This is a genomic window from Halostagnicola larsenii XH-48 (assembly GCF_000517625.1).
GTDB lineage: Archaea > Halobacteriota > Halobacteria > Halobacteriales > Natrialbaceae > Halostagnicola > Halostagnicola larsenii.
In genome coordinates, this window is record NZ_CP007055.1 from 1,155,801 (window position 1) to 1,178,051 (window position 22,251).

Annotated in this window: 23 protein-coding genes; 10 read left to right on the top strand and 13 right to left on the bottom strand. The window is 60.7% G+C overall.

The annotated features are described in order from the left end of the window. Positions 1 to 47 precede the first annotated feature (47 nt). A complete protein-coding gene (locus HALLA_RS05805; RefSeq protein ID WP_049952499.1) occupies positions 48 to 791 on the bottom strand; it encodes a ribonuclease H-like domain-containing protein in 744 nt (247 codons plus the stop codon). Positions 792 to 930: 139 nt separating this feature from the next. On the opposite strand from HALLA_RS05805, the gene HALLA_RS05810 reads away from it, so the two are divergent. Beyond that, positions 931 to 1,665 carry a DUF7547 family protein gene (locus HALLA_RS05810; protein WP_049952500.1) on the top strand — a complete coding sequence of 245 codons (735 nt, stop codon included), beginning with the start codon at positions 931 to 933 and terminating at the stop codon, positions 1,663 to 1,665. A 95-nt stretch (positions 1,666 to 1,760) separates the two neighbouring features. On the opposite strand, the gene HALLA_RS05815 is transcribed toward HALLA_RS05810, so the two are convergent. The 3 genes from HALLA_RS05815 to hflX form a co-directional block, all read right to left on the bottom strand. After that, a complete protein-coding gene (locus HALLA_RS05815) occupies positions 1,761 to 2,120 on the bottom strand; it encodes an OB-fold domain-containing protein (protein ID WP_049952501.1) in 360 nt (119 codons plus the stop codon). After that, entirely contained in the window at positions 2,117 to 3,271 is a 1,155-nt protein-coding gene (locus HALLA_RS05820) for a thiolase family protein (protein WP_049952502.1), read from the bottom strand. The genes HALLA_RS05815 and HALLA_RS05820 overlap by 4 nt, the downstream gene beginning before the upstream one ends. Before the next feature lie 81 nt (positions 3,272 to 3,352). After that, positions 3,353 to 4,645, bottom strand: coding sequence for a GTPase HflX (gene hflX / locus HALLA_RS05825; protein ID WP_049952503.1), 1,293 nt, complete (start codon positions 4,643 to 4,645; stop codon positions 3,353 to 3,355). Positions 4,646 to 5,032: 387 nt separating this feature from the next. Between hflX and HALLA_RS05830 the strand changes: the two genes are divergently transcribed. Next, the gene (locus HALLA_RS05830) at positions 5,033 to 5,344 is read left to right on the top strand and encodes an FUN14 domain-containing protein (protein WP_049952504.1); all 312 of its coding nucleotides are present in this window, start codon (positions 5,033 to 5,035) and stop codon (positions 5,342 to 5,344) included. A 39-nt stretch (positions 5,345 to 5,383) separates the two neighbouring features. Here HALLA_RS05830 and HALLA_RS05835 read toward each other — a convergent pair whose 3' ends face one another. The 7 genes from HALLA_RS05835 to HALLA_RS05865 form a co-directional block, all read right to left on the bottom strand. Further along, entirely contained in the window at positions 5,384 to 6,109 is a 726-nt protein-coding gene (locus HALLA_RS05835) for a ribosome assembly factor SBDS (RefSeq protein ID WP_049954011.1), read from the bottom strand. 170 nt (positions 6,110 to 6,279) lie between these two features. Further along, complete coding sequence (psmA, locus tag HALLA_RS05840) at positions 6,280 to 7,038, bottom strand: archaeal proteasome endopeptidase complex subunit alpha (RefSeq protein WP_049952505.1); 759 nt, start codon at positions 7,036 to 7,038, stop codon at positions 6,280 to 6,282. A 4-nt stretch (positions 7,039 to 7,042) separates the two neighbouring features. Beyond that, the gene (locus tag HALLA_RS05845; RefSeq protein WP_049952506.1) at positions 7,043 to 7,522 is read right to left on the bottom strand and encodes an Rpp14/Pop5 family protein; all 480 of its coding nucleotides are present in this window, start codon (positions 7,520 to 7,522) and stop codon (positions 7,043 to 7,045) included. Next, the gene (locus tag HALLA_RS05850; protein ID WP_049952507.1) at positions 7,519 to 8,154 is read right to left on the bottom strand and encodes a class I SAM-dependent methyltransferase; all 636 of its coding nucleotides are present in this window, start codon (positions 8,152 to 8,154) and stop codon (positions 7,519 to 7,521) included. The genes HALLA_RS05845 and HALLA_RS05850 overlap by 4 nt, the downstream gene beginning before the upstream one ends. Further along, positions 8,138 to 8,842, bottom strand: coding sequence for an RNase P subunit p30 family protein (locus HALLA_RS05855; RefSeq protein ID WP_049952508.1), 705 nt, complete (start codon positions 8,840 to 8,842; stop codon positions 8,138 to 8,140). Before HALLA_RS05855 ends, HALLA_RS05850 begins: the two co-directional genes overlap by 17 nt. Before the next feature lie 123 nt (positions 8,843 to 8,965). Beyond that, positions 8,966 to 9,784 (bottom strand): transcriptional regulator TbsP, encoded by an 819-nt coding sequence (tbsP, locus tag HALLA_RS05860; RefSeq protein WP_049952509.1) that lies wholly within the window; start codon positions 9,782 to 9,784, stop codon positions 8,966 to 8,968. A 471-nt stretch (positions 9,785 to 10,255) separates the two neighbouring features. Then, complete coding sequence (locus HALLA_RS05865; protein ID WP_049952510.1) at positions 10,256 to 12,337, bottom strand: hypothetical protein; 2,082 nt, start codon at positions 12,335 to 12,337, stop codon at positions 10,256 to 10,258. 152 nt (positions 12,338 to 12,489) lie between these two features. On the opposite strand from HALLA_RS05865, the gene glyA reads away from it, so the two are divergent. Beyond that, on the top strand, positions 12,490 to 13,743 hold the full coding sequence (gene glyA / locus HALLA_RS05870) for a serine hydroxymethyltransferase (RefSeq protein WP_049952511.1): 1,254 nt from the start codon (positions 12,490 to 12,492) through the stop codon (positions 13,741 to 13,743). Positions 13,744 to 13,785: 42 nt separating this feature from the next. Here glyA and HALLA_RS05875 read toward each other — a convergent pair whose 3' ends face one another. After that, positions 13,786 to 14,775 carry a hypothetical protein gene (locus HALLA_RS05875; protein WP_157231332.1) on the bottom strand — a complete coding sequence of 330 codons (990 nt, stop codon included), beginning with the start codon at positions 14,773 to 14,775 and terminating at the stop codon, positions 13,786 to 13,788. Between the two features lie 266 nt (positions 14,776 to 15,041). Between HALLA_RS05875 and HALLA_RS05880 the strand changes: the two genes are divergently transcribed. Next, the gene (locus tag HALLA_RS05880; RefSeq protein ID WP_049952513.1) at positions 15,042 to 15,935 is read left to right on the top strand and encodes a bifunctional methylenetetrahydrofolate dehydrogenase/methenyltetrahydrofolate cyclohydrolase; all 894 of its coding nucleotides are present in this window, start codon (positions 15,042 to 15,044) and stop codon (positions 15,933 to 15,935) included. Positions 15,936 to 15,976: 41 nt separating this feature from the next. Here HALLA_RS05880 and HALLA_RS05885 read toward each other — a convergent pair whose 3' ends face one another. After that, positions 15,977 to 16,693: a DUF7117 family protein gene (locus HALLA_RS05885; RefSeq protein WP_049952514.1), complete on the bottom strand. Its 717-nt coding sequence runs from the start codon at positions 16,691 to 16,693 to the stop codon at positions 15,977 to 15,979. A gap of 163 nt (positions 16,694 to 16,856) precedes the next feature. Here HALLA_RS05885 and HALLA_RS20980 point away from each other — a divergent pair, with 163 nt between their 5' ends. From HALLA_RS20980 to HALLA_RS05910, 6 genes are all read left to right on the top strand, one after another. Then, complete coding sequence (locus HALLA_RS20980; protein WP_169732116.1) at positions 16,857 to 17,003, top strand: hypothetical protein; 147 nt, start codon at positions 16,857 to 16,859, stop codon at positions 17,001 to 17,003. 473 nt (positions 17,004 to 17,476) lie between these two features. Further along, positions 17,477 to 17,752 carry a PadR family transcriptional regulator gene (locus tag HALLA_RS05890; RefSeq protein WP_049952515.1) on the top strand — a complete coding sequence of 92 codons (276 nt, stop codon included), beginning with the start codon at positions 17,477 to 17,479 and terminating at the stop codon, positions 17,750 to 17,752. A gap of 226 nt (positions 17,753 to 17,978) precedes the next feature. Further along, positions 17,979 to 19,277 carry an MgtC/SapB family protein gene (locus HALLA_RS05895; protein WP_049954012.1) on the top strand — a complete coding sequence of 433 codons (1,299 nt, stop codon included), beginning with the start codon at positions 17,979 to 17,981 and terminating at the stop codon, positions 19,275 to 19,277. 117 nt (positions 19,278 to 19,394) lie between these two features. After that, a complete protein-coding gene (locus tag HALLA_RS05900; RefSeq protein WP_049954013.1) occupies positions 19,395 to 19,805 on the top strand; it encodes a hypothetical protein in 411 nt (136 codons plus the stop codon). Positions 19,806 to 20,002: 197 nt separating this feature from the next. Next, entirely contained in the window at positions 20,003 to 20,635 is a 633-nt protein-coding gene (locus HALLA_RS05905) for a hypothetical protein (RefSeq protein WP_049952516.1), read from the top strand. 201 nt (positions 20,636 to 20,836) lie between these two features. Beyond that, a complete protein-coding gene (locus HALLA_RS05910) occupies positions 20,837 to 22,219 on the top strand; it encodes a metal ABC transporter solute-binding protein, Zn/Mn family (RefSeq protein WP_049952517.1) in 1,383 nt (460 codons plus the stop codon). The last annotated feature ends 32 nt before the right edge of the window (positions 22,220 to 22,251 follow it).

The window sequence follows — 22,251 nt, forward strand, 5'->3', positions numbered from 1 at the left end:
GTCGATACGCACTGCGGGGAGCTATAGGCATCGATTTGTCGACGTAATTACCAATTGGCCTCGAAGACGGTCTCGTGCAGCCGGGACGAAACGACCTCCATCAACGGCTCGAGGTTCGCCGTGTCGTCGCGGTTGTACTCGATCAAGGTCTCGAGTGCCTCCTCGTCGCCGCGTTCGTATTCGTTCCAGAGTCGAACGGCGTCCCGTCCGGAGAGGTCGGGTTTGTCCCGATCGATGCCGAGATCCCGTTCGACTTGCTTGAGCCCGCCGTCGAGTCCGAGTTTCTTACACGGGTACATGAGATCGACGTGGGGCATCGATGCGTCCACGTCGTAACACGTCTCGAGGAAGGGGACGTCGAATCGCTTTCCGTTGAAGGTGACCAGCAGTGACGCCGCATCGAGTTCGGTCTGGAGTCTGTCGGCGGTGAGATCGTCACCCTTGACGAACGTCTTCGTCTCACCGTCGCGGTGGACGCTGACCGTCGTCACGTCGTTGTAGGTCGAATCGAGTCCCGTCGTCTCGATGTCCAAAAAGCACGCGTCGTTCTTGACGTTCTCGTAGAGTCGCCAGTGACTCGAGGCCGGAAACGCGTCCGCGAAAAACGACATGTCGCCGCGGGCCAGGTGCGCCGTGCCGTCTTCGATAAACGACTCGATCCGTTCTGCGAGCGTCTCGCCGACGACCTCACCCTCGAACTCGTCCCAGTGGGTGACGCCGTTCGCCCAGAGTCGCCGTTCGGTCGCTTCACCGACTCCCCGGACTGGGATGAAACTGTTCTCGATTTGCACGTCTGTTGAGGGGAAGTGTGGGGACAAAAGCGCTTGGATCGCCGGTCTCGCGGGTCCGAACGGTGCCTGCCGAGAAAGTACCCGTTCCGGTGACCGACCCGATCGGCCGGTTTTTCACCCGGGAGACCGAAGAGAGCGTATGACCGACCGTGACGAGGACCTCGCGGAAGCCGTCCGCGAGCTCTCAGAAACCATCGACGAGCTCCGTGCCGAGCTCGAACCGCGGCGCCGCCGTTCCCCGCTGCGCCCACCGACGCCGCGCGAGTTGCTCCGCGTCGCAGACGAGTTCGCGATCCCGGCGGCGCTCACGGTGTTGAAGGCGAACGTTCGCGCGCTCGAGGCCTTCCAGCGCGGTATCAAGCTCGTTCAGACGGAACGGGATGCACGGGATCGGACCAAGACGGCCGCGAAGTCGACCGAAAAGCGCGCGAAGAAGCTCCGGAAGACGACCGTCTCGCAGCTCGATACCGTCCTCGAGGAGCTCCAGCGCGGCGTCTCCGAAGGATCGGTTCCGGCCGACGAACGCGTCGCCGGCCTGCTTGCGGAAGCTCGGAATCTCCGCGACGACGTGGACCGTCGACTGCAGGAGGTGGCCGAGCAAACCGAGGCGAACGAGGCCCAATCGATCGAAATCGACGGCGAGGACACTGAATCGGACGGCGCTGGTGACGTGAACGTCGATGCCGCCGACGAGTCGAACGTCGATGTCGACGCCGAACTCGAGACGCTCAAAGACCAGTTCACCGACGACGACGATGACGACCGGCCGTCCGAGGGCGACGGCGACGATTCACCGGGCGATGGCAACGGTCGCGGCACTGACGACGACAATAACGCTGACGACGGCAACAACGCTGACGACGCGGGTCACTAGCGAGCAGAGCTACCGGAGAAGCGTCTAGCGGATTCATACTACTGGTGCGGGAAACTACGACGAAAACAACTACTGACGAGGAGTCGGAGGTACGATCAGATCGGTTCGAACCGGTAGCCGTCCCACTCCTGACTATCGGGTTCTCTGATTCCCGCGCCCGGTTCTCGGAGTTCGTCGACGTAGACCGGTTCGACTTCGTCGCCCGTCTCGATGTCGTCGTCTGCTGCCTGTCCGATCGCGCGAACCGGCTCGCCGTCAACATCGAATTCGACGATCGCAAGCGTGTTCGGCTCGCGGACGCCGGGCGGCGTCGCCGTGCTCGTCGTCCACGTGATCACCTCGGCGGTGTACTCGCTCAGGTCGATCGTCTCGACCGGTTCGCTGCCGTCCGGGCCGATCGGGTGGCCGGGGTAGCTGATCGATCCGTCTTCGTACCGGTAGGCTTCCATAGTCATGCTGCAGCCTCCATGATGGTCGTGATGACGCAGTTTCCGAACCCGCCGACGTTACAGCACAGGCCGACATCCGCATCGACCTGTCGCGGTCCCGCTTCGCCCATGAGCTGTTCGTAAATCTCGACGCCCTGTGCGACGCCGCTGGCACCGAGCGGATGCCCCTTCGATTTCAACCCGCCGGAGGTGTTGATTGGCAACTCGCCATCGCGGTCCGTGTACCCTTCCTCGACGAGCTTCCAGGCTTCGCCCTGCTCCGCGAAACCGAGTCCCTCCATCTGGAGGAACTCGAGGATCGTGAACATGTCGTGGAGCTCCGCGACGTCGATATCGTCCGGCTCGTAGCCGGCCATTTCGAAGGCTCCCTCGCCGCTCTCGACGACGCCGCCCATGATCGTCGGATCGGGCCGTTCGTGGACGACGTGGGTGTCCGTCGCCCCGTCGATCCCCGAAACGACGACGTAGTCGTCTGTGTACTCCGCCGCGACCGATTCGAGACAGAACATGAGCGCCGCGCTCCCGTCGGTGATCGGGCAGAAGTCGTAGAGCCGAAGCGGGTCGGCGACGATCGGCGACTCGAGGATCGTCTCGAGGTCGACTTCCTTCTGGAACTGCGCGTGGGGGTTGTCGACGCCGTTTTTGTGGTTTTTCGCCGCGACTTTCCCGAGACTCTCCCGGGGCGCGTCGAAGCGCTCGAGGTAGTGTCGCGCGGTGAGTCCGGCGAAAGAGGGGAGCGTGACACCGTGTTTGTACTCACACGGGTGCGTGAGCGACGCGATGACGTCCGTCGCTTCGGCGGTGGTACGATGTGTCATCTTCTCGCCGCCGACGAGCAGCGTCATGTCGCTCGCGCCGCTTGCGATCGAACGCCACGCCGCGTACATTCCCGCGCCGCCGCTCGAGCTCGTCTGATCGACTCGTTCGGTGTAGGCCGGCACCGCGCCCAGATCGTGGGCGAGGGCGTTGACGACGCCCGTCTGTCCTTCGAACTCGCCGCTGGCCATGTTCGAGACGTACAGATGGTCGACGTCCGTCGGATCGACGGCTGCGTCCTCGAGACACGCACTGCCGGCCTCGGCGAGCAACTCGCGGATCCACTCGTCTCGCTGGCCGAACTGGGTCATCGAGGCCCCGATGATTGCAACTCGTTCCATACCCTGACAATCACGGGAAGTCGGTTTATATCGTTGGGTTGTGGGTCGATTCGGGAGAAGGAATCTGCGATCGAACGCCGATCAGGCCGAGGCCGCCTCGAGATCGCTCGCTCTCGAGCGCGCTTGCGAGATCACCATCGGCCGCGCTTCGAACGAGAGGAGCACGTCCTCGTCGCCGTAGGTGACGTCTTCGACGTTGGCGTTGTCGTGTATCCACGAGACCAGGCTCATCGTGTCGTCGGTCATCGGCAACACGAGTCGTTCGCGCTCCCAGTCGGGGAGTTCGCTGTCGATCCGCTCGAGTAGTTCGTCGACGTTCGTTCCCTCGCGGGCGCTGACCGTGACCGGGTTCGGCGCGAGCGCCGAGAGGGCGGCGGCTTTCTCCTCGAGTTCCGCTTCGCTCACGGCGTCGATCTTGTTCAACACGGTGACGATCGGTGCCTCGTTGCGTTCGTAGAGCGTGTCGTGACAGGTGACGAGCTTTTCGTGTATCTCGTCGATCGGCTCGCTCACGTCGACGACCAGCAAGACGAGGTCGGCGCGGTAGACGGAATCGAGCGTCGACTTGAACGATTCGACCAGCCAGTGGGGCAAGTCGCTGATGAAGCCGACCGTATCCGTCACGAGCACGTCCCGCGGTTCGATGTCGGCCCGACGCGTCGTCGTTCCGAGCGTCGTGAACAGTCGGTCCTGTGACTCTGCAGTCGAATCGAGATCCGGGTGCAACTCTTCGTTTTCGTCGACATCCAGATCGTCGGCGAGTTGGCGAAGCAGCGTCGATTTCCCCGCGTTCGTATAGCCCGCGAGCGCGACGAGGTCGAAGCCGGAGGCGCGACGCCGTTCGCGCCGGTGCTGTTCGGTTCGCTCGATCTGCTCGAGTTCATCTCTGATCCGGCTGATCTGGGCTTTGATGTCCTGTTCCCGGCTCTCGTCGTACTCGCCCAGCCCCATGAATCCGGGATGCTCGTCCCGCTTTGCCAGACTCGTCTTGGCTTCCGCACGAGGGAGTTCGTATCGAAGCTCCGCGAGTTCGACCTGCAGTTGGGCCTTACGAGTCTGGGCCCGCTGGCCGAATATCTCGAGAATCAGCGTAAACCGGTCGATGATCTCGACGCCCTCGGGGAGCAACTGCCCGAGGTTGTACATCTGATACGGGCCGAGTCGATTGTCGAAAATAACCGTCTCGGTCTCCGTCTCGCCAGCCCGTTCGGCCAGTTCGTTCGCTTTTCCCTCGCCGAGTTGCAACGCGGCATCGGCCGTTCGAGACTGCGTTATCTCGCCGACGACCTCGTAGCCCGCGGCCTGTGCGAGTTCGCGTATTTCGCTCGTATCGGGCGTTCCCGAGTCGATTCGTTTTGCGATGAGTGCCTTCATGCGAGTAGTTGTATCATATCCGAACGATTGTGGACCACCACAGCCGCGGCTCCTGTCGATTGTAACTCTCGAGCGTTCGTCCACCGCGAGTGGCGCTCGGACACGCTAGAGATGCCCGTTGGTCACCCCGGTTGACGCTGTGAGAGTCATATACAGACCTACGTGTCCAACCGCCTTGAATCCCGTGGCGTCCGCCCACCGTCACGAGCAGCGGTAGCGCTGTCGAACGTATTGTCGTTGAATACTTCATTCAGTTGTTCCGAATCGTGTCATTCGGTCGTCATCCACAGCGTGCCGACACTCGTAGCGCAAACGCGCTTACTGTCGTCGAATATCGAATGTCATGTACCACAACGGATTTCGTGATCGGTCTCCTTCGGTCGACCAATGGTGGAGATCGATCCGACGTCGATGGGGTTCGAGTTCGCTGCGAGTGCGATTCTCGGCGGGCTGATCGGCTTTGCGGTAAAGACCGTCGCGAAAACCGTCGCGGTCATCATCGGCGTCCAACTCATGGTCTTTCGATACCTCGAGTCGAACGGTATCGTGGCCGTCGACTGGGACCGACTCAGTGCCGGCTTGCTCGAGACACAACAACAGGCAAAGCAGGGGGCGGGGTGGCTCGAATCGGTCGTCTCGACTACCACCGTGGGCGTCGGATTCGCGAGCGGTTTTCTGCTCGGCTACTACCGTGCATAATCGATCGCGACAGGACGGAAACTAGTTGTACGCAACCCGCTACCGGGTCCTGAGGTCGTCTTTGTCCTTGACGACCTGCGTTTCCGCTTCGCCGCTCGTGTTCTCGTTGACGACGTCGTAGAAATCGTTCTGGAGGCCGGCGGGGAACGTTACGACGCCGATCCACGAGCCGTCAGGTTGCCACTCCTCGCTCTCGAGATCGCCGTACTGGCGAATCTTCGCCTGGGCGCTGCCAGCGTGCTCCGGCGGAATCTGGACGGCGATCGAGACTTCCTCGAACCGGATCGGAATCACGGGACGCAGCGCATCGAGCGCGTCGTCGACCTGTTCGCTCACCGGTTCCATCGGATCGACGGTAAATCCGGCTTCCTCGAGTGCGCTTTCGATCCGTTCTGGCGGATGCGGCGCGTCGTCCATCTGCGGGTTGATGGCGTTGCGCGTGATCGTGGTGATGAGCTGTTTGCGTTTCTGTTCTTGCATCTCACGGCGCTGCTCGGCCGTGATCTGAATCTCGCCCTTTTCGATCACTTCCGGAATGATCTCGAGCGGGTCCGTCGTCTCGAACACTTTTTCGAGGTCGCTTTCGGCGGGTCGGTCACCGCTCGAGGCGTCCTCGAATACGTCCTCTGCGGCGATGTAGTCCTCCAGTTCGTCGTCGAACTCGCCGCGTTTGATCTCGAGTGCCGCGTCGGGGTCGACTAACACTTCGAATCGCGCCCCGTGTGACTCGAGTCGCGCCGTCACCGCCTCGTCGAGTGATATCATACCAGTGCTTACCTCCGGCCGAGTAAAAGAGCTTTTGTCGGCGACGGCGTTTCCGTGTCCGCCGATTTCGGAGGCGGAGCTCTCGAGGCTGGAATACGATTCCGACACCACTCTCTCGTTCAACTGACGGGATAGCGGTGCGTCGCGCGAAAACGAAATCGGCGGCTGCGTTATTCGTCGTCTTCGTCGGTGTCTTCCTCACCGAGGAGGTCGTTTTCCTCGAGGTGGGTTTCGATCTGATCGAGATCGAACTGTTCGAACGACTCCGTTTCGGCGTCGACGGTCGCGAGACCGACCTCAGACGGCAGGAGTCCGCCGTCGTTGACCGATGCGAGCGCGTCGAGCGCCAGCGAGATGCCGCCGTCGAGGTCCGCTTCGGCGTCGTAGTTCTCTTCGAGGTAGTTCTGGAGTTCGCCCCGATCCGCACCGACCGCGAGCGCCTTCCACTCGTAAGGCGTGCCGGAGGGATCCGTTTCGAACAGGCGCGGTTCGCCGTTCTCGATACCGCCGACGATGAGCGCCACGCCGAAGGGACGTGCGCCGCCGACCTGGGTGTACTGCTGGATGTGATCGGTGACGTTTTTGGTCAGCGTTTCGACGCCGACCGGCTCGCCGTAGCGCAGGTGGTTGACCTGTGCCTGGCGACGGGCGAAGTCGATTAGCTGTCGCGCGTCGGCGACGTGACCTGCGCTCGCGATGCCGATATGATCGTCCGCTTTGTGGATCTTTTCGACGCTCGAGTCCTCGAGCAGCGGGGACGGGATCCGCTTGTCGACTGCGAGAACGACGCCGTTTTCAGTTCGAATGCCGATACTCGCCGTTCCACGTTTGACCGCCTCGCGGGCGTACTCGACCTGGTAGAGTCGGCCGTCGGGCGAGAAGATCGTGATGCCTCGGTCGTACGCCTGCTGTTGGGCTTGTCCCTGCATAGTATCACACTAAATCGAGGTCTGTCGCGCCGACGAACGCGTCGTCGAGTCGGATGTCCGCGGATCCGTTTCGTCCGACCGCGACTCGCTCAGCGTTCTCAAACACGACGTTTCTCTCTGCCGGGACTTGCCCGCGTTTACCTAAAAACTTTTCTTCAGCGGCACGGATCGTGCCACTGATCCCTGTGACGCGAATCCCGACAGGAGACCCATCGATACGGTCGATACAGGCGAGTGCCGCTCTCGCCGGTTGTGTCTCTCCGTGGCGAACTCTGATGATCGTCTCCCCGACGCCGCCGTCGAACTCGAACCTGACGACCGACAGATCGGCGTCAGCACTCCCCGGATCGCCGAGTAAATTCTGGCCCGCGTACCAGAGTTCTCGCTGGAAGGCTCGCCGATCGATCGTCGCGTCGGGCCAGGACTCGAGTTCGACCGCGAGATATCGCCATCGCGGGCGGAGATGTTTCGGTAGGTGCTTCATCCGCCGTTCGCTACTCCTCCGTCGTCCAAACCGGAACGTTCGGCGACCAGAACGCCGACCTGCCCGTGGATCCGCTCGACCGCGGTTAGCGAGAATCCTGCGTCCGTAAACGCGTCGGCGAGCGTGCCGACGGTCGCCGGGTCGTCGACCTCGGGCGAGTAAAACGGCTCGTCGGGATCGGGTTCGTCGAAGAACATGACGTCACCGAGAACGAACAGCCGCGGTTCTAGCTTCGCCACAACGTCGATCGCCTCCCGTTTTTCCGCGTCAGCGAGGTGGTGCATCGCGAAATTCGAGGTGACGATGTCGACTTGACCGCTGTATGCCGGCTCGCGGAAGGACCCCTGGTCGAACGAGACGTTTTCGAGCCCCTGTTCGTCGGCTTTCGCACGCGCCTGCTCGAGCATTCCCTCGCTGATATCTCGGCCGACGACGCGCTCTGCGTGAGGGGCGAGTGCGAGCGCTATCGCGCCCGTTCCGGTCGCGAGGTCGAGAACGATATCGTCGGAACCGGGGTCGGCGTGATCGATAACGAGATCCGCACACGCGCGGTACTCCGGGGACTTCGAATCGTCGTACTCGCTCGCCTTCTCGTCGAACCGAGCCGCGTGTTCGTCAATGCTCTTTTTCATGGTTCGTTCGTTTGACTCCCGGCTCAATGAACGAATCGGACTGGATCGCTCGATTGCGCTCGGCGAGTTCCCGCCACTCCTCGAGCCCGCGTTCGATCCAGGCCGCCGACGCGCCGAGTTGCTCCCCGAGCGCCGTGAGCTCGCGCGGGGCGCGGACCTCGAGGTGCGATCGCGGATCAGCGCTGACGACGTAGGGTGCGTCGTAGTAGCTGACGATTTCCCTGAGTTTTCGAAGTGACTGGATGGTTCGAACGCGCTGCCCGCCGCTCTCTCGGAGAACGTCGCCGAGGTTGAACTCGAGCCTGACGCCGTTTTCGGCGGCGGCTTTGACGAGTACGTGATTGACATCGCCGCCGCCTCGCATCGGGTGTGCGAGCACGTCGACCTTCTCGTTTTCGACGGCGAAGCGATTCATCTCGTTGGTTCCGCCGTGGATCGCGAGAACCGTGTGTGACGGGCGATAGTTGCCGACCGACCCGCTTGCCTGCTCGGGTGAATCCGCCCGTATTTCGACACCGTTGACGACATCCACATCGTACTCTTCGCCGATCCGTTCGGCGTCGTACTCCCCGCTCGAGTCGTCGTGACTCCGGACGACCACGCCCTCGAACCCGTACTCGGCGGCCGTCTTGGCGAGTCGAGCGACGGTGCTCCGGCCGTCAGGTCGCGCGTGGACGCCCTCGTACATACTCGAGACCTCACAGGGTGATGACTTGGGGTTTACGTCTGCGTCCGGCGTAAAGAGGATAATCGGAAGAAGAAAACAGAACGAAACGAGAGACGACAGCCCGCGCCGCGTTGACCGAGTACGTCAGTTGAGAATCGATTGGGTGACGGTCGCGATCTGGCCGTTATCCGCCTCTCGGAGCCGGTCGTCCCCGATCTTGAGTCGAAGCCGCGGTCGGCCGACGTCGATCGGGACCTTTTCGGTGTCGATGAGGCCCATATCCTCGAGTTTCGTTTTCGTCCGGGAGAAGGTCGCTTTCGACGCGATCCCGACGTCTTCGCCCCACTTGCTGATGTCGTACAGCAGCGCTTCGTTTTTGGCCGCGACGACCAGCGAAATCGTCACCTCGTCGAGACCCTCCCCGTCGCCACGAGCCGTCTCGAGGGAGTTGAGAATCGCGGTGAAGTCCGCCTCAGCATCGGGACTGATCTCGTCGGAAAGCGTCTCGCGAACGTCGCTGATCGGCGGTGTTCGAAGCTTGAACACATCAGCGTTCTCCCACCGGGTTTCGTAGGATGCGAAGGTGTCCTCGACGAACTCGTCATCGTCGGTGACGAGACCTCCAACGCGGTCACCGGCGTGAACGAGTGCGATGACGCGGTCTTCGGTGAGACAGAGCGAGTTTTCCGGCGTCTCGCCGAGCGTCCGAAGTTCGAGCGCATCGTCGCTGATGAGATCGGCCGCGTTCGATGCGATAATGAAGTCGCCCATCACTTCCTTCAGCGTCTGTTCGTTGGCGAGCATCTGCACCGTCGGCAACGACCCGTCGAAATCGGTCGCAACCGAAACGAACTCTTCGATCGCATCTCGCGACGGGTTCACCATATAAACGTCTCCACTTGCATCCTCTAGAACTGTTCTGAGGATATCGTCAATCTGATGATTGAGTAAATTCGAGGCCATCTGTGTACCGAAGTAAAAGCCTGGGATATACTTAATTTTGTTGGCCGTTCGCACAGGATAAGTTACACTCTCAACCGTATATTGGTAATTTTTATCGGTCAGGCATTCGTTCTACTCGAATTAGTGTTAAATGAGGAACGATTCGCCTGTTCGACCTCGCTCGGTCGGCGGTGGGTAATCGTTCGCCGGAGACATTTGGGTGGGCCGACTTGACCGTTTTGGCCGCATCGAACTCTCGAATAGGTCAGTTTTAGAACGAGATGTAGTCGACTGGTCATCGAAGGAACTGGTTCTGGGCGAAGAAAGTAATGGTAATAACTATATACAAGAGTGAGATACTGCTAATCGTATGGGCGTTATACATGATCTGTGGTGTACCGGTCGTACGCGAAACAAGCGATTTACCGACGTTCTCCAGACGCGCCGACTGCCGAGTTTGCGAGCCAAGCGAGTGAGTACCTACGGCGGCCCCTAGTCACGCGCTGTTGAGAGTTTTTCGGACAGTTGTTCGGACCAGTATACGTCGCCGTCGTAGATTACCGAAGCGTTTGCTTCCTCGAGAAACGACGGCAGTTCCTCCTCGGGCAAGACGAGTTTCGACGGGGATCCGCATAAATAGGCGTTGTCGTTGCATTCCGCGTGCGGGAAATAGTACGATCCGTTGTCGCCAGTCGAATAACACTCGACCGAGAGGAGATACTGGTCGTCGTCGACGGCGTCGATGGTTACCGTCGTCGGATACTGTTGTTCTCCCTGTGACAGCGAGTGCGTACCGTCGCCGACAACTGCGTAGTCTTTGCCCATCATGATCCGTCTTCGAGCGAGATCCATCGCGCGCTCGATGCTGAATCCATGGACGAGCAGTTTCGCGAACATCGAGCCGACTTTGACGGCGTGGTCGTTCAGCACCTTTTGAATCGTCACCGCGCCGGCGACGCTTCCGTTCTCGACCAGATCCATTCCTTCGTAAAACGAGCCACACGCGTTCAGGAAAAACGTCTGCGTGTTGCAGGTACCGATACTACCCGTCGACAACGGCCCGTCAGGACAGCACAGCCCGTCGGTTTCGCAGTGGCCGATGTAGTGGACGAAATCGTGATCGTCTTCGAACACGCGAGCGAGCTCCGCCGTGGTGAGCGACTCTTCGACGGAGAGTTCGATCGGAAGCGAATCGGCTCGTTCCCGATAGATTTTCGCGACCGACTCGTGTTCGCCCGCCATCTCGGGATCGTTCAACACGACGACGATCGACGAGGCGTCGCTTCGCCGCTCGAGATAGCGAAGTCGGTTCTGGTACGCTTCGGGCGTCGATTTGAAGACGTCGATCGGAACGCCGTCGGCGATCCAGCCGTGAGCGCGCCCGCCCCCGAGTTCGGGCTTGATAATATCGATCGACGGAATCTGGCCGCCGCCGGGTCGAGCGCCAGCGGCTCGGCTCCGATAGAAATCGTCGAGCGACCGTTTGACGAGTTCCTGCTCGCCGAGTTCGGACCACTTTGGCGTCGAAATCAGGCTCATCCGATCGAGCAAGAACGGCAACGTTTCGACCGTGTCCGGGCCGGGATCGACGTAGGTCGAGAGATGCCAGTGGGGGAGTCGATGCTCGATCGTTTCGTACGGAATTTCGAGGTACGTCGCGAGTCGCTCTCGAATCGTGCTGTCGTAGAGGTGGTCGCTATCGATGTCGAGTGCATCGAGCACGCTCAACTCCGAAAGCGACGTTCCGAACGGGCCGGCGTTCCGAACCAGGCAATCGAGGAAGAACACCTTTCGAAGCAATCGCTCGACTTCCCCCTCGAGGGCGGGCATCGACGGAAGTGTCAACTCTAAGTCCGGGTCCTTGAGAGAAAGTCGAGGCGATCCTCGACGACTCGTTTCGACCGATGCGTGCAGATAGTACGCAAGCGGTGCGGTGACGAACAGGTCCTCGTACGCCGGTGGGACGGTGAGTGTGATGCCCGAGTCGGTCGAAGCATCTCTGAGCGTGGACGGAATCTCGAGCGCTCGTCCGGTCTCGACCCGGGGTGGATGTCCTCGAAGCGATGGATAGGACCGATCTGGACTGGTCGTTTTCTGGGAGACGTGGAGGTGGCTAATCGCGTTCGCGAGGCCGTCCGGCGTTTCTGGAATCGTGATCGTTTCGGTCGGGATTTCGTGACGGCTCCGAAAGCCCAGAACGAGACGCGACCGCTCCGGGAACGAAACGACGACCGTTTCGATGTCGTCGGTCCGATGAATCGTGGCGCGACCGGAAAAGCGGAGGTAGGTCTTGATCCGCGTATCGATATCGACGAGATATTCACCCTCCGGGAGCGAGAGCGGTTCGCCCTGAGGATCGAGTTCGTGTTGCTCCCCCGTTCCGAGATTGGATGCGTAGACGACGGCGTGCGGACAGCGTATCTGTTCGGCCGTGACAACGACAGTTTCGTCGACGGGTCGATTGATGTTCGGACTCGAGTCGGAGATCTCGAGGTTCGGCCCTTCGATAACGATCATCGCATTATCGGCGTCGGTGACTCGAAGCCCACCGTTGACGACATCCCACCGTAGCATCAATTCGTTGAATGCTCCTCGATTAATTTAGTTGTATCGAGCTAACAGAATCTCATCATTTGGTAGGTTTTACCGTGGTAGCGTCGACCCGGAAGTGACCGCACTTGCCGAGGAAAGGTACACTTATGGAGCGTCCAGTCACGAAATTCACTATGGAACACGACCACGTCCGGGCAGTCGATCCTGCCGTCGCTGACGCCCTCGAGAACGAGGTCGATCGGCAGCGCTCGACGCTCCAGATGATCGCAAGCGAGAACCACGTCAGTAAAGCGGTCCTCGACGCACAGGGCAGCGCCCTGACGAACAAGTACGCCGAAGGATATCCCGGCGAACGCTACTACGGTGGTTGTGAGTATGCAGACGAGGTCGAGCAGTACGCCATCGACCGCGCGACGGAACTCTTCGGTGCCGAACACGTCAACGTCCAGCCCCACTCGGGCACGCAGGCCAACCAGGCCGTCTACTTTGCAATGCTCGAGCCCGGCGACAAGATCCTCTCGCTCGATCTGACCCACGGCGGCCACCTCAGTCACGGCCACCCGGCGAACTTCGTCGGTCAGCTCTACGACGTCGAGCAGTACGAGGTCAATCCCGAAACCGGCTACCTCGACTACGAGGGGCTGGCTGAACAGGCCGAGGCGTTCGACCCCGATATCATCGTTTCTGGCTACTCCGCGTACCCTCGCGATATCGAGTGGGAGCGCATTCAGGAGGCCGCCGACGCGGTCGACGCCTACCACCTCGCGGATATCGCCCACATCACGGGCCTCGTCGCCGCCGGCGTTCACGACTCGCCGGTCGGCATCGCCGACTTCGTGACCGGTTCGACTCACAAGACGATCCGCTCCGGCCGCGGCGGCATCGTCATGACGAGCGAGGAGTATGCAGACGGCATCGACTCGGCAGTGTTCCCCGGCGGACAGGGCGGTCCCCTCATGCACAACATCGCCGGCAAGGCCGTCGGATTCAAGGAAGCGCTCGAGCCCGAGTTCGAAGACTACGCCGAGCAGACGGTCGCCAACGCGAAGGCGCTCGGCGAGAGTCTCGTCGACAACGGCTTCTCGCTGGTCTCGGGCGGCACGGACAACCACCTCGTGCTCGTCGACCTGCGCGAGAGCCACCCCGATACCTCCGGTGGTACCGCCGAAGAGGCCCTCGAGGCCGCGGGCATCGTCCTCAACGGGAACACGGTCCCCGGCGAGACGCGCTCGCCGTTCGACCCCTCGGGCATCCGCGCCGGCACGCCCGGGCTGACCACCCGCGGCTTCGACGAGGACGACTGCCGAACCGTCGGCGACCTGATCGCGCGCGTCGTCGACAACCCGGACGATCAGAGCGTCCTCGAGGAGGTCCGCGAGGAAGTCGAGTCGCTGTGTGCGGAGAATCCGCTGTACGAAGACGAGTAGAGTATCCAATTCGCAACGGCTCGTTCGATCGCTCGTAGTCGCCTACTGTTTCCCGGTTATCGCTTCCAGCGTCGTGAGGATATCGTCACCGTACTCAGCTACCGTCTCGGCTGTATCCCGGTATCGAACGGTTACGACCGTCGACGTTCGATCGACTGTCAAGTCGTTGCGGATCCCCCGCGGAAGAACGGGGTCGATCGCGTCCGCTGTAGTCTCGAGGCCGAGGTCTGTGCGTAGGGCGTCGGCGAGCGACTCTGCGGCGTCAGTTGAATCGACCTGATATGCGATGTCGACGGTCGCGTCGCCATCTTCGCTGGTGATCGAAACCGACGTGTTCGTCACGGGATCGTATGCCGCCCTCTGCGGCGGCGTCGAGCTATCGTGGAACGCGCGCCCGGTCGTCGCGAACCGAACCGGCGCATCTCGAGCGGTGCGTTCGAACGGTCCCAACACGGCGTCCGAAACGGGGTCGCCATCGCCGTGCCAAACGTCGACGACAGAGCGAACGAGATCATCCGTCCCAATGGCGAAGACGTGTTCGCCGAGGACCACCGCGCTCCGGCCACCGGCCTCGTAGATAGTCCGTCCATCGGCCGTCTCGGCTTCGGTCGCGTCTTGGCCGGATTGCTCGAGGAGCGCCACGAGCTCGTCGTCCGACCACTCGGCCCAGACGACGCCAGCGCTCCCGGAACCCGCGTTCGATCCCAGCACGGCTACTTTTCCGATCGTAGAAGCGTTCTCCGGCGACGACCCGGTAACGAGATCGGTGAATCCTGCGGGTAATTCTCTAAACGACGGCGTCTCGAGGATCCCCACCGCAAGTGCTGTCGGGGCGGAATCGGGTTGTAGTTCGTCGGGAAAGACCAGCAAAAGTGGGTCGCTTTCAGCTGGGACTGTTCCCGCGGTGAACCCGTCGGCACCGGGTGAGTGAGAGTTTTCGATAGAGACGAGAGGAGAGTTACAGCCACTGAGACCGACCAACAAGCACCCTGAAACGACTGCTCTCCGTCGCGTCAATTTGGGGCCACCCATTCGTAGAGTATGTTACCTGGTTGACTATAATCCTATTATAATTTTTGGTGCGCTATCATGCCTGCCACTCGCCGATACGCGGCTTTTCAGCCGACTCGCCCTATTGTTGTTCAGGCCACCAGAGGAGGGTCACTGGGGATGGTTCGACGACGAGACAGCGTCAGACCGCCAATAATAGCCACGAACGTGCATATACCCGGTCGTACGGGCGGGAAAATAGGCACAAACCCGAGCGTTGATTACGCTCGCTCACGGCAACTCGAGTGATGACCGAGATCATCGATGGAAACGCCGTTGCGAGCGAGATCCGCGATGGACTGACCGACGCGATCGAAACGCTCGCCGACGCCGGGCGGCGACCGGGGCTCGCGACCGTCCTGATGGGCGACGACCCCGCGAGTCAGACGTACGTGAACATGAAACAGCGCGACTGCGAGGAGGTCGGAATCGATGGAACCCACGCCGAGATCGACGGGGACGCGCCCGCGAGCGAACTGTATGATGCAATCGAGGATCTCAACGACGATCCGTCCGTCCACGGCTACATCGTCCAGGAGCCGGTCCCGGATCACATCGACTACAGGGAAGTGCTTCGACGCATCGATCCGGCCAAGGACGCCGACGCGTTCCACCCCGAAAACGTCGGTCGACTCGTCGCCGGTCAGCCCCGATTTAAACCGTGTACTCCACACGGGATCCAGAAGCTGCTCGAGGCCTACGACGTCGAGACGGAGGGCGCTGATGTGACCATCATCGGCCGGTCGAACATCGTCGGGAAACCGATGGCGAACCTGCTCATGCAGAAAGCCGACGGCGGCAACGCGACGGTGACGGTCTGTCACTCCCGAACGGAAGACCTCGAGGAAAAGACGCGATCGGCGGATATCGTGATCGCCGCCTCCGGCGTCACCGAACTCGTCGACGCGTCGATGCTCGCCGAAGACGCAGTCGTGATCGACGTCGGCATCTCTCGAGTCGACGCCGACAACGAGAAGGGGTACGAACTCGTCGGCGACGTCGACTTCGAGAGCGCGAAATCGAAAGCCGGTGCCATCACGCCGGTTCCGGGCGGGGTTGGGCCGATGACGCGCGCGATGCTCCTGCACAACACGGTCAACGCGGCGAGCGCCCAGCAGGGAATCGACGTCGACCTGCCCTAGCGGCTCGGCCTCGTTCTCAGAGCGGACGTTCGACAGCCGCGTTATGCGAACTCGAGCGCTTCGATCTGTTGTTTCGCACGCTCGATAGCGTCCTCCTCGCCCTGCAGGGCCGCCGTGAGTTCGCGCGTCGCCCGAATCAGGGTCTCGGCAGTTTCCGGTCGAATATCGCCCTCGAGCATTCGAACCCTCGTCACGTGGTCACCGAGCGTCTCGAGAACGCGCTGTTGGTCGGTCGTGAGCGTTCGCTCCTCGCTCCAGGTGCGGATATCGCGGCGGTAGTCTCGGATAGCATTGGCGACGGCGATTCCGCGGGCGGCTCGAAGCGAGTCGGGAACGTCCGATGCGGGTGGTCGCTCGTCCTGGTCTGCGGTTTCGAGCAGCGAGAGGAAGTAGAGCTCGTCGCGGTCCGCGAGTTGCCGTTCGCGGGAGACGATGTCGGCGACGTGCAGTAATTCGGCGGCGGCGAGATACGTCGTATCGAGCCCGCGGAGTTCGCCACCCTTGATGAACCCTCGCTGGCGAATATACTCGCGCGAACGCTCCCGGCAGCGTTCTGCGAGATCGCTCGTGGTACTGTCTGCAACGGCGTTTCGAACCGGCGTCAGATCGAACTGGATCTGTAGGTCCGTGTGTTCGGTCCGCTCGTCCAGACCGACGCTCCGGAGCGTGCCACAGTGCGGGCAGCTAACGTTTCCCGTTTCGTAGTAGGACCACCGGGTCCCACACTCGGTGCACTCGCGTTCGCCCCGAATTTTCATACCGCTGTGTTCGGCCGGCAAACCAAAAGGTCCACCGACTCGAGGCTTCATCGACCGCCTGTCGTTGCCGTCCTGACTGCGTTCGTCCGTTCTCGGGACCCAACGTGAATAACGAGAGAGCCCAGCGGCGCCATTTTTCCGTCTTCGACGGGTACGAACCCGTATGCGAGACGAACAAGAGATCCGCGAGCAGTACGAATTCCTCACGGAGCAACTCGAGAGCGACGAGATGACCCACGACGGCGTCGAACAGATGTTTACCTACTATAAGCGCGCGTTGGGGTGGGCACTCGAGGAAGAACACATGTGACGACTACCGGTAATCGCCACTGACATATTACTCAGTCATCCATTGTCGGTACCTTTAAGTATACCGAGCCAATTTTTTCAGTTGACGCTTCGCTTGGAGGGCCGAAGCGTCAGCGGGGACCAATTCAGGGCGGCAAGCAACCGCGTGGCATTTTTCCGCCACGCGGTTTGCTTTCCTGTTTACGGACGACATCTCTGTTGATTCTTCGAGAGCGACGCGAGTGGTATCCTCATCTCGACGTTGCGCTGCCGAGTAACTTCTGGCTCGAGACCGGGATAATTGTATCCATCAAGATGCTCTGAAAGCTAAACATGAACTGCGTGTTATGTGTGAAACCGCGGTAAACCCCTCACCAGCACAATACGTACTGATGAATCCATTACGTGTGCGGCACTCGGAAAACGGACGGTTTGATCGAAACAACCCGACATGTTTATTAAATTTCGACAGTAAGTACAACCGGTACTTACCCAATGTACGACCTGACAGGATTTCAGCGTGACCTACTCTACGTCATCGCTGGCGAGGAGGAACCGCACGGACTGGCCATCAAGGAGGAACTCGAGCAGTACTACGAAAAGGAGATTCATCACGGACGACTGTACCCGAACCTCGATACCCTCGTCGACAAAGGACTCGTCGAAAAAGGACGCCGAGACAGGCGGACGAATTTCTACACGCTCACTCGACGCGGTCAGCGCGAACTCGAGGCCCGGCGCGAGTGGGAGACACAGTACGTAGACCTCTAAAGACGGGATACCTCCCGTTTCCAGCCTGCGGAAGGCTGTGAGTAGTATCGCCGTTTCGCGGGTCGTTCTCGAATTCGGGTGCGTGCTCTGCTTTTCGTCGGCCTCAAAGCAGAGCACATCAACACCGTAAACCGGAGCACATCGCCGCCCCAAACCGGATACGTTCGCGTACGTCAATGTGAATGTAAGCAATTTGTTTATCTGGTTCTACGAAGTATACCGGGAAGTGAACGAAGTCACGTTGCAGGTCGTCGAGGCGCCACTCGACGAAACGGTCGTTCGAATTGCCCTCGCTGGCGCGCTCGGATTGTTTCTCGGACTCGAGCGCGAGTGGTCGAAACGATCGGCCGGAATCAGGACGTTCTCGCTGATCAGTCTGCTTGCAGCCGTCTTCACGATTCTCGTTCTCGAGACCGATATTGGTGAGGGGATACTCGTCTTAGGCGGCTTGCTGGTCATCGTGCAGGGTGTCTTACTCGCCGTAAAGGGACTCATGGACGACGACGATGACGACGCCAGACTTTCGCTGACGACGTCCGTTTCGATGCTCGTCGCCTACGGAGTCGGGTCGTTAGTCGCGGCCGGGTTCGCCATCGAAGGCGTCACCGTCGCCGTTCTCTCCACGCTGTTGCTCGTGCTCAAGCGGGAACTCCACGAGTTCGCCTGGGGACTGTCTCGCGAGGAAATGCGTTCGACGACCGAGTTCGCGATTCTGGCGTTCGTCATTTATCCGCTCTTGCCGGCCGAGGAAACCCTCACTATCGGCTCGATCGATATCCCGATCGAACCGCAGGTGATCTGGTTGATGGTCGTCGCCGTGGCGGGAATCGGAATCGCCAACTACGCGATCGTCTCGACGTACGGCGGACGCGGCATCGCCGTCACCGGGTTTTTCGGCGGGTTGGCGGCCTCGACGGCCGTCGTCGGAACGATGCTCGATCACGTCAACCAGCGTCCGGAGGCGGCCTCATATGCGGTAGCGGCGATCATCCTCGCAGACGCAGCGATGGCCGTGCGAAACCTGGCGATCGCCCTCGCGTTTACGATGGGCGGTGGCGTCGATATCCTCGTCGAGGCGCTCGTCCCGCTCGGTGCGGTGATCGTCATCGCGTTTATCGTCGCGGCAATCTCCGCCGACTGGAGAGAATCGGTAGAGATCGATCTCGTGAGTCCGTTTTCGATGAAAAACGCGCTCGCGTTCGGGGTGGTGTTTTTCGCGGTTCTCGTGTTCGGATCGCTCGCCGAGGTGTGGTTCGGAACCTTCGGCTTCTACGTCACCGCCGTCGCGAGCGGACTCGTTTCCAGCGCGGGCGCAACGACATCCGCCGTCGTCCTGTACCGAGGCGGCCAACTCGGCCCGACGGAAGCGTCGATCGCGATTTTGCTGGCGACGGTCTCGAGCATCGTCGTCAAAGCGCTGCTGGCGAGAACGTCCTCGAGTCAGCAGTTCAAAAACCGCGTCGCTACCTACAGCGGCGTGCTTTTGGTTGGAGGTGCGCTGGCGTCCGTCGTTCTAGTCATCTGATCCGGCAACGCAAAGCGAAATTCAGTGATAGGGTGGACTGCCAGCGGCAGTGTTCCGTATAGATCTGTGCGCTCGAAAGTCGGGACAGCTATGGGTTTCGATGTCACAGTGGAGGACGTGTCACATCCGGTTCGTGCGTGTCGGCGCTGTATCCAGCGCGATCACGAATCTATCGTCGACGGGATCGACTACTGTGCCGACATGGTTTCGAAGTCGTGGGACGGCACCCACACAACCGACCGCAAGCGCGTGGTCCAACCGATGCGTTCGGCCCTCGAGTCTGCAGGGATACTCGAACAACTTCCTATCGTTCTCGCCGATTCGGTTGAATCGGCTGGATACGAACTTTCGGCGACGCCGGTGCCTGCGCCCCCCTACGTCGTTCTGACGAGTCAAGGCCCGATCTGTCGGGCGACGGTCGGACCGGGCCGGATACTCATTCGATTCGATGTGTTTGACATCGCTCGTGATCCAGAACCCGTTTACCAGCGACGGGACGGCGTGCAGGTCTCGGTGTCCTTAGAGTAGCGTTCTCCCGACAGGGATACAATTTCTCAGCAAACGAGCGGAAGCCCAGTTTCACGGCCGAATTTGGTGATTCGTTATCAGCAGATCTGCCAGACACCCCATATTAATAAAATAGGTACCCTTATTACCAAGATGCCACAAGATTAAGGCAGTGTATAACAGTGTCTGCTAATCGACGTTCACATGCCCGACGGACCGTGCTCGTTTCATCCGCAACCCTCGCAACGTTCGGCCTCGCTGGCTGTCTTGGCGGAGACGATAACGATGAATCTGAGGATACCGACGAGGAAACCTCCGAACAAGCGGAGGATACCGAAGAAGACGAGACGACAGAACCCGACGACCTCGAGATCGCGGAGTTCGAACTCCTCGATCAGGGCGACGGGGACGCGGCCGTCGCATCCATTCACGGCGATCACTGGCACGGTGGTCCACTCGAGGTACCCCACGACGACAGTCGCTCACTCGGCGCGTTCGCCGAAGACGAAGGCGGGAACGCCATCGAGTTCGGCGACGAGTACGCACTTGGCGTGGAAGTGGCTGACGACGCACAAACGGGGGTTGTTGCAAGCGATCCTGATGAGGATTTCCACGGCGACCACGTCGACCTCCACGGTGAACGAGACGGCTCCACAACGGTCGTCTTTCAGATCCGGAACGACGGACACGTAGTATACGAAACGTCGGGCCTCGAGATCGTGGTCGGAGACGCCGAAACCGATACTGCTCACGGCGAGGATGATCACGAACACGACGACGAGGGCAACAACGAACACGACGGGGATACTCACGAACACGACGACGAGAGCGACCACGAACACGATCACTGATCAGAAAATTGGTCTGCTTAGACGTCGTGGATGCCAGTCTTGTGGTTGTGAAGTGATCGATTCGTGCTCTCGTTCGATCCGACGCGTCGTCCGCTGGTAGCTTTCGATTACTTACTAAGATAGGATTCTCGAGTACTACGGGTTATTAACAATGAGTTATTGAGTAATAACGCTTTTATTCGTCCGCTCGAACGTACTTCTATGAACCTTTCACGCCGTTCCGTCCTTCAGATGGGAGTGGGCACAGCCACGCTCGCCGCGGGTGCTGGCTGTCTCAGCGAGCCGGAACAGGGCAGTTCTGAGGGAGGGTACGCCGCGTTCTTTCCGCTCTGGGACTGGACCCAGCAGGTCGCCGGGGACGAGATGGACATCGAGAACGCCATCGAAACGGGCCAGATGGGACACGGATGGGAGCCGCCCAGCGACCTCCAGCGGGATATCGCAGACTCGAGGGTGTTCGTGTATCTGGACACCGAGCAATTCGCATGGGCCCAGGAGTACGCCAGGGAGTTCGAGCAGGATTACGACCGCATCACCGTAATCGATTGCATGGACGGACTCGAGAATCACCTTCTCGGGACGGACACCGGAACCGACATCGATAGTGAACCGGCGGACCACGATTTCGACCCGGAGAAGGTCGACATCACGAACGCGACCCTCTACGAGTACCGCACCGGTGCGGAAGTCGGGTCCTGGCACAACGGTCATTGGCACGGCGGCGTTCCGGACGTCCCGCTCGACGACGAAGTTGCGATCACTGCCGTCCTCGAAGACGGCGAGGGGCGGGTTCTCCCGCTCGGAAGCGACGCGCAGTTTCAGCTCGAGGCCGCGTTTGCGAACGGCGAGGACGACGCCCTCGAAATCGAGTCTCGAGGGGACCACGTGGTGTTCGGCGGGACCGACACGACGCGGGTGGACGTCGCCTTCGAACTCGTCGCCGACGGGGACGTCGTCTGGGAGACCAGCGAGGAGCCGACTACCGTCTCGGTCGTCGAGGAACTCGAGGAAACCGACGCGCCGGAGAACGCGGATCCGCACGTCTGGATCGATCCGGTTATCGCACAGGACATCGTCGAAACGATCGCCGAAGGCCTCGCTGAGGCCGATCCCGACAATGCCGAGACGTACGAAGAAAACGCGGCGAGCTACATCGAGGACCTGCGGGCCGTCGACGAGCGATTTCACGAACTCACCGAAACTGCAGACCGCACTGTCGCCGTCTTCGCCGGACACGATTCGTACCAGTACATCGAACGCCGATACGGATTCGAACTCCATACGCCGACCGGGATTTCGCCCGACGACGTCCAGAGCAGCGAGGACATCTCCGAAATGATCGACCTCGTCGAGGAACACGATATCGACACGATCCTGTACGACCCCTTCGAGACACAAGATCCTGGCGAGGACGTTCCCGACATGGTCGACGTACTGCTCGAGGAAACCGACGCGACCGAATCCGAGCCCCTGACGCCGCTCGAGGGAAATACCGAGGAGTGGGACGACGCGGGCTACGGGTGGGTCGAACAGATGGAATCGGTGAACGTTCCCTCGCTGGAACGAGCGCTCGGGTCGGAGTAAGTCGACGGAAAATGGAAGAAATAAGCCACCTC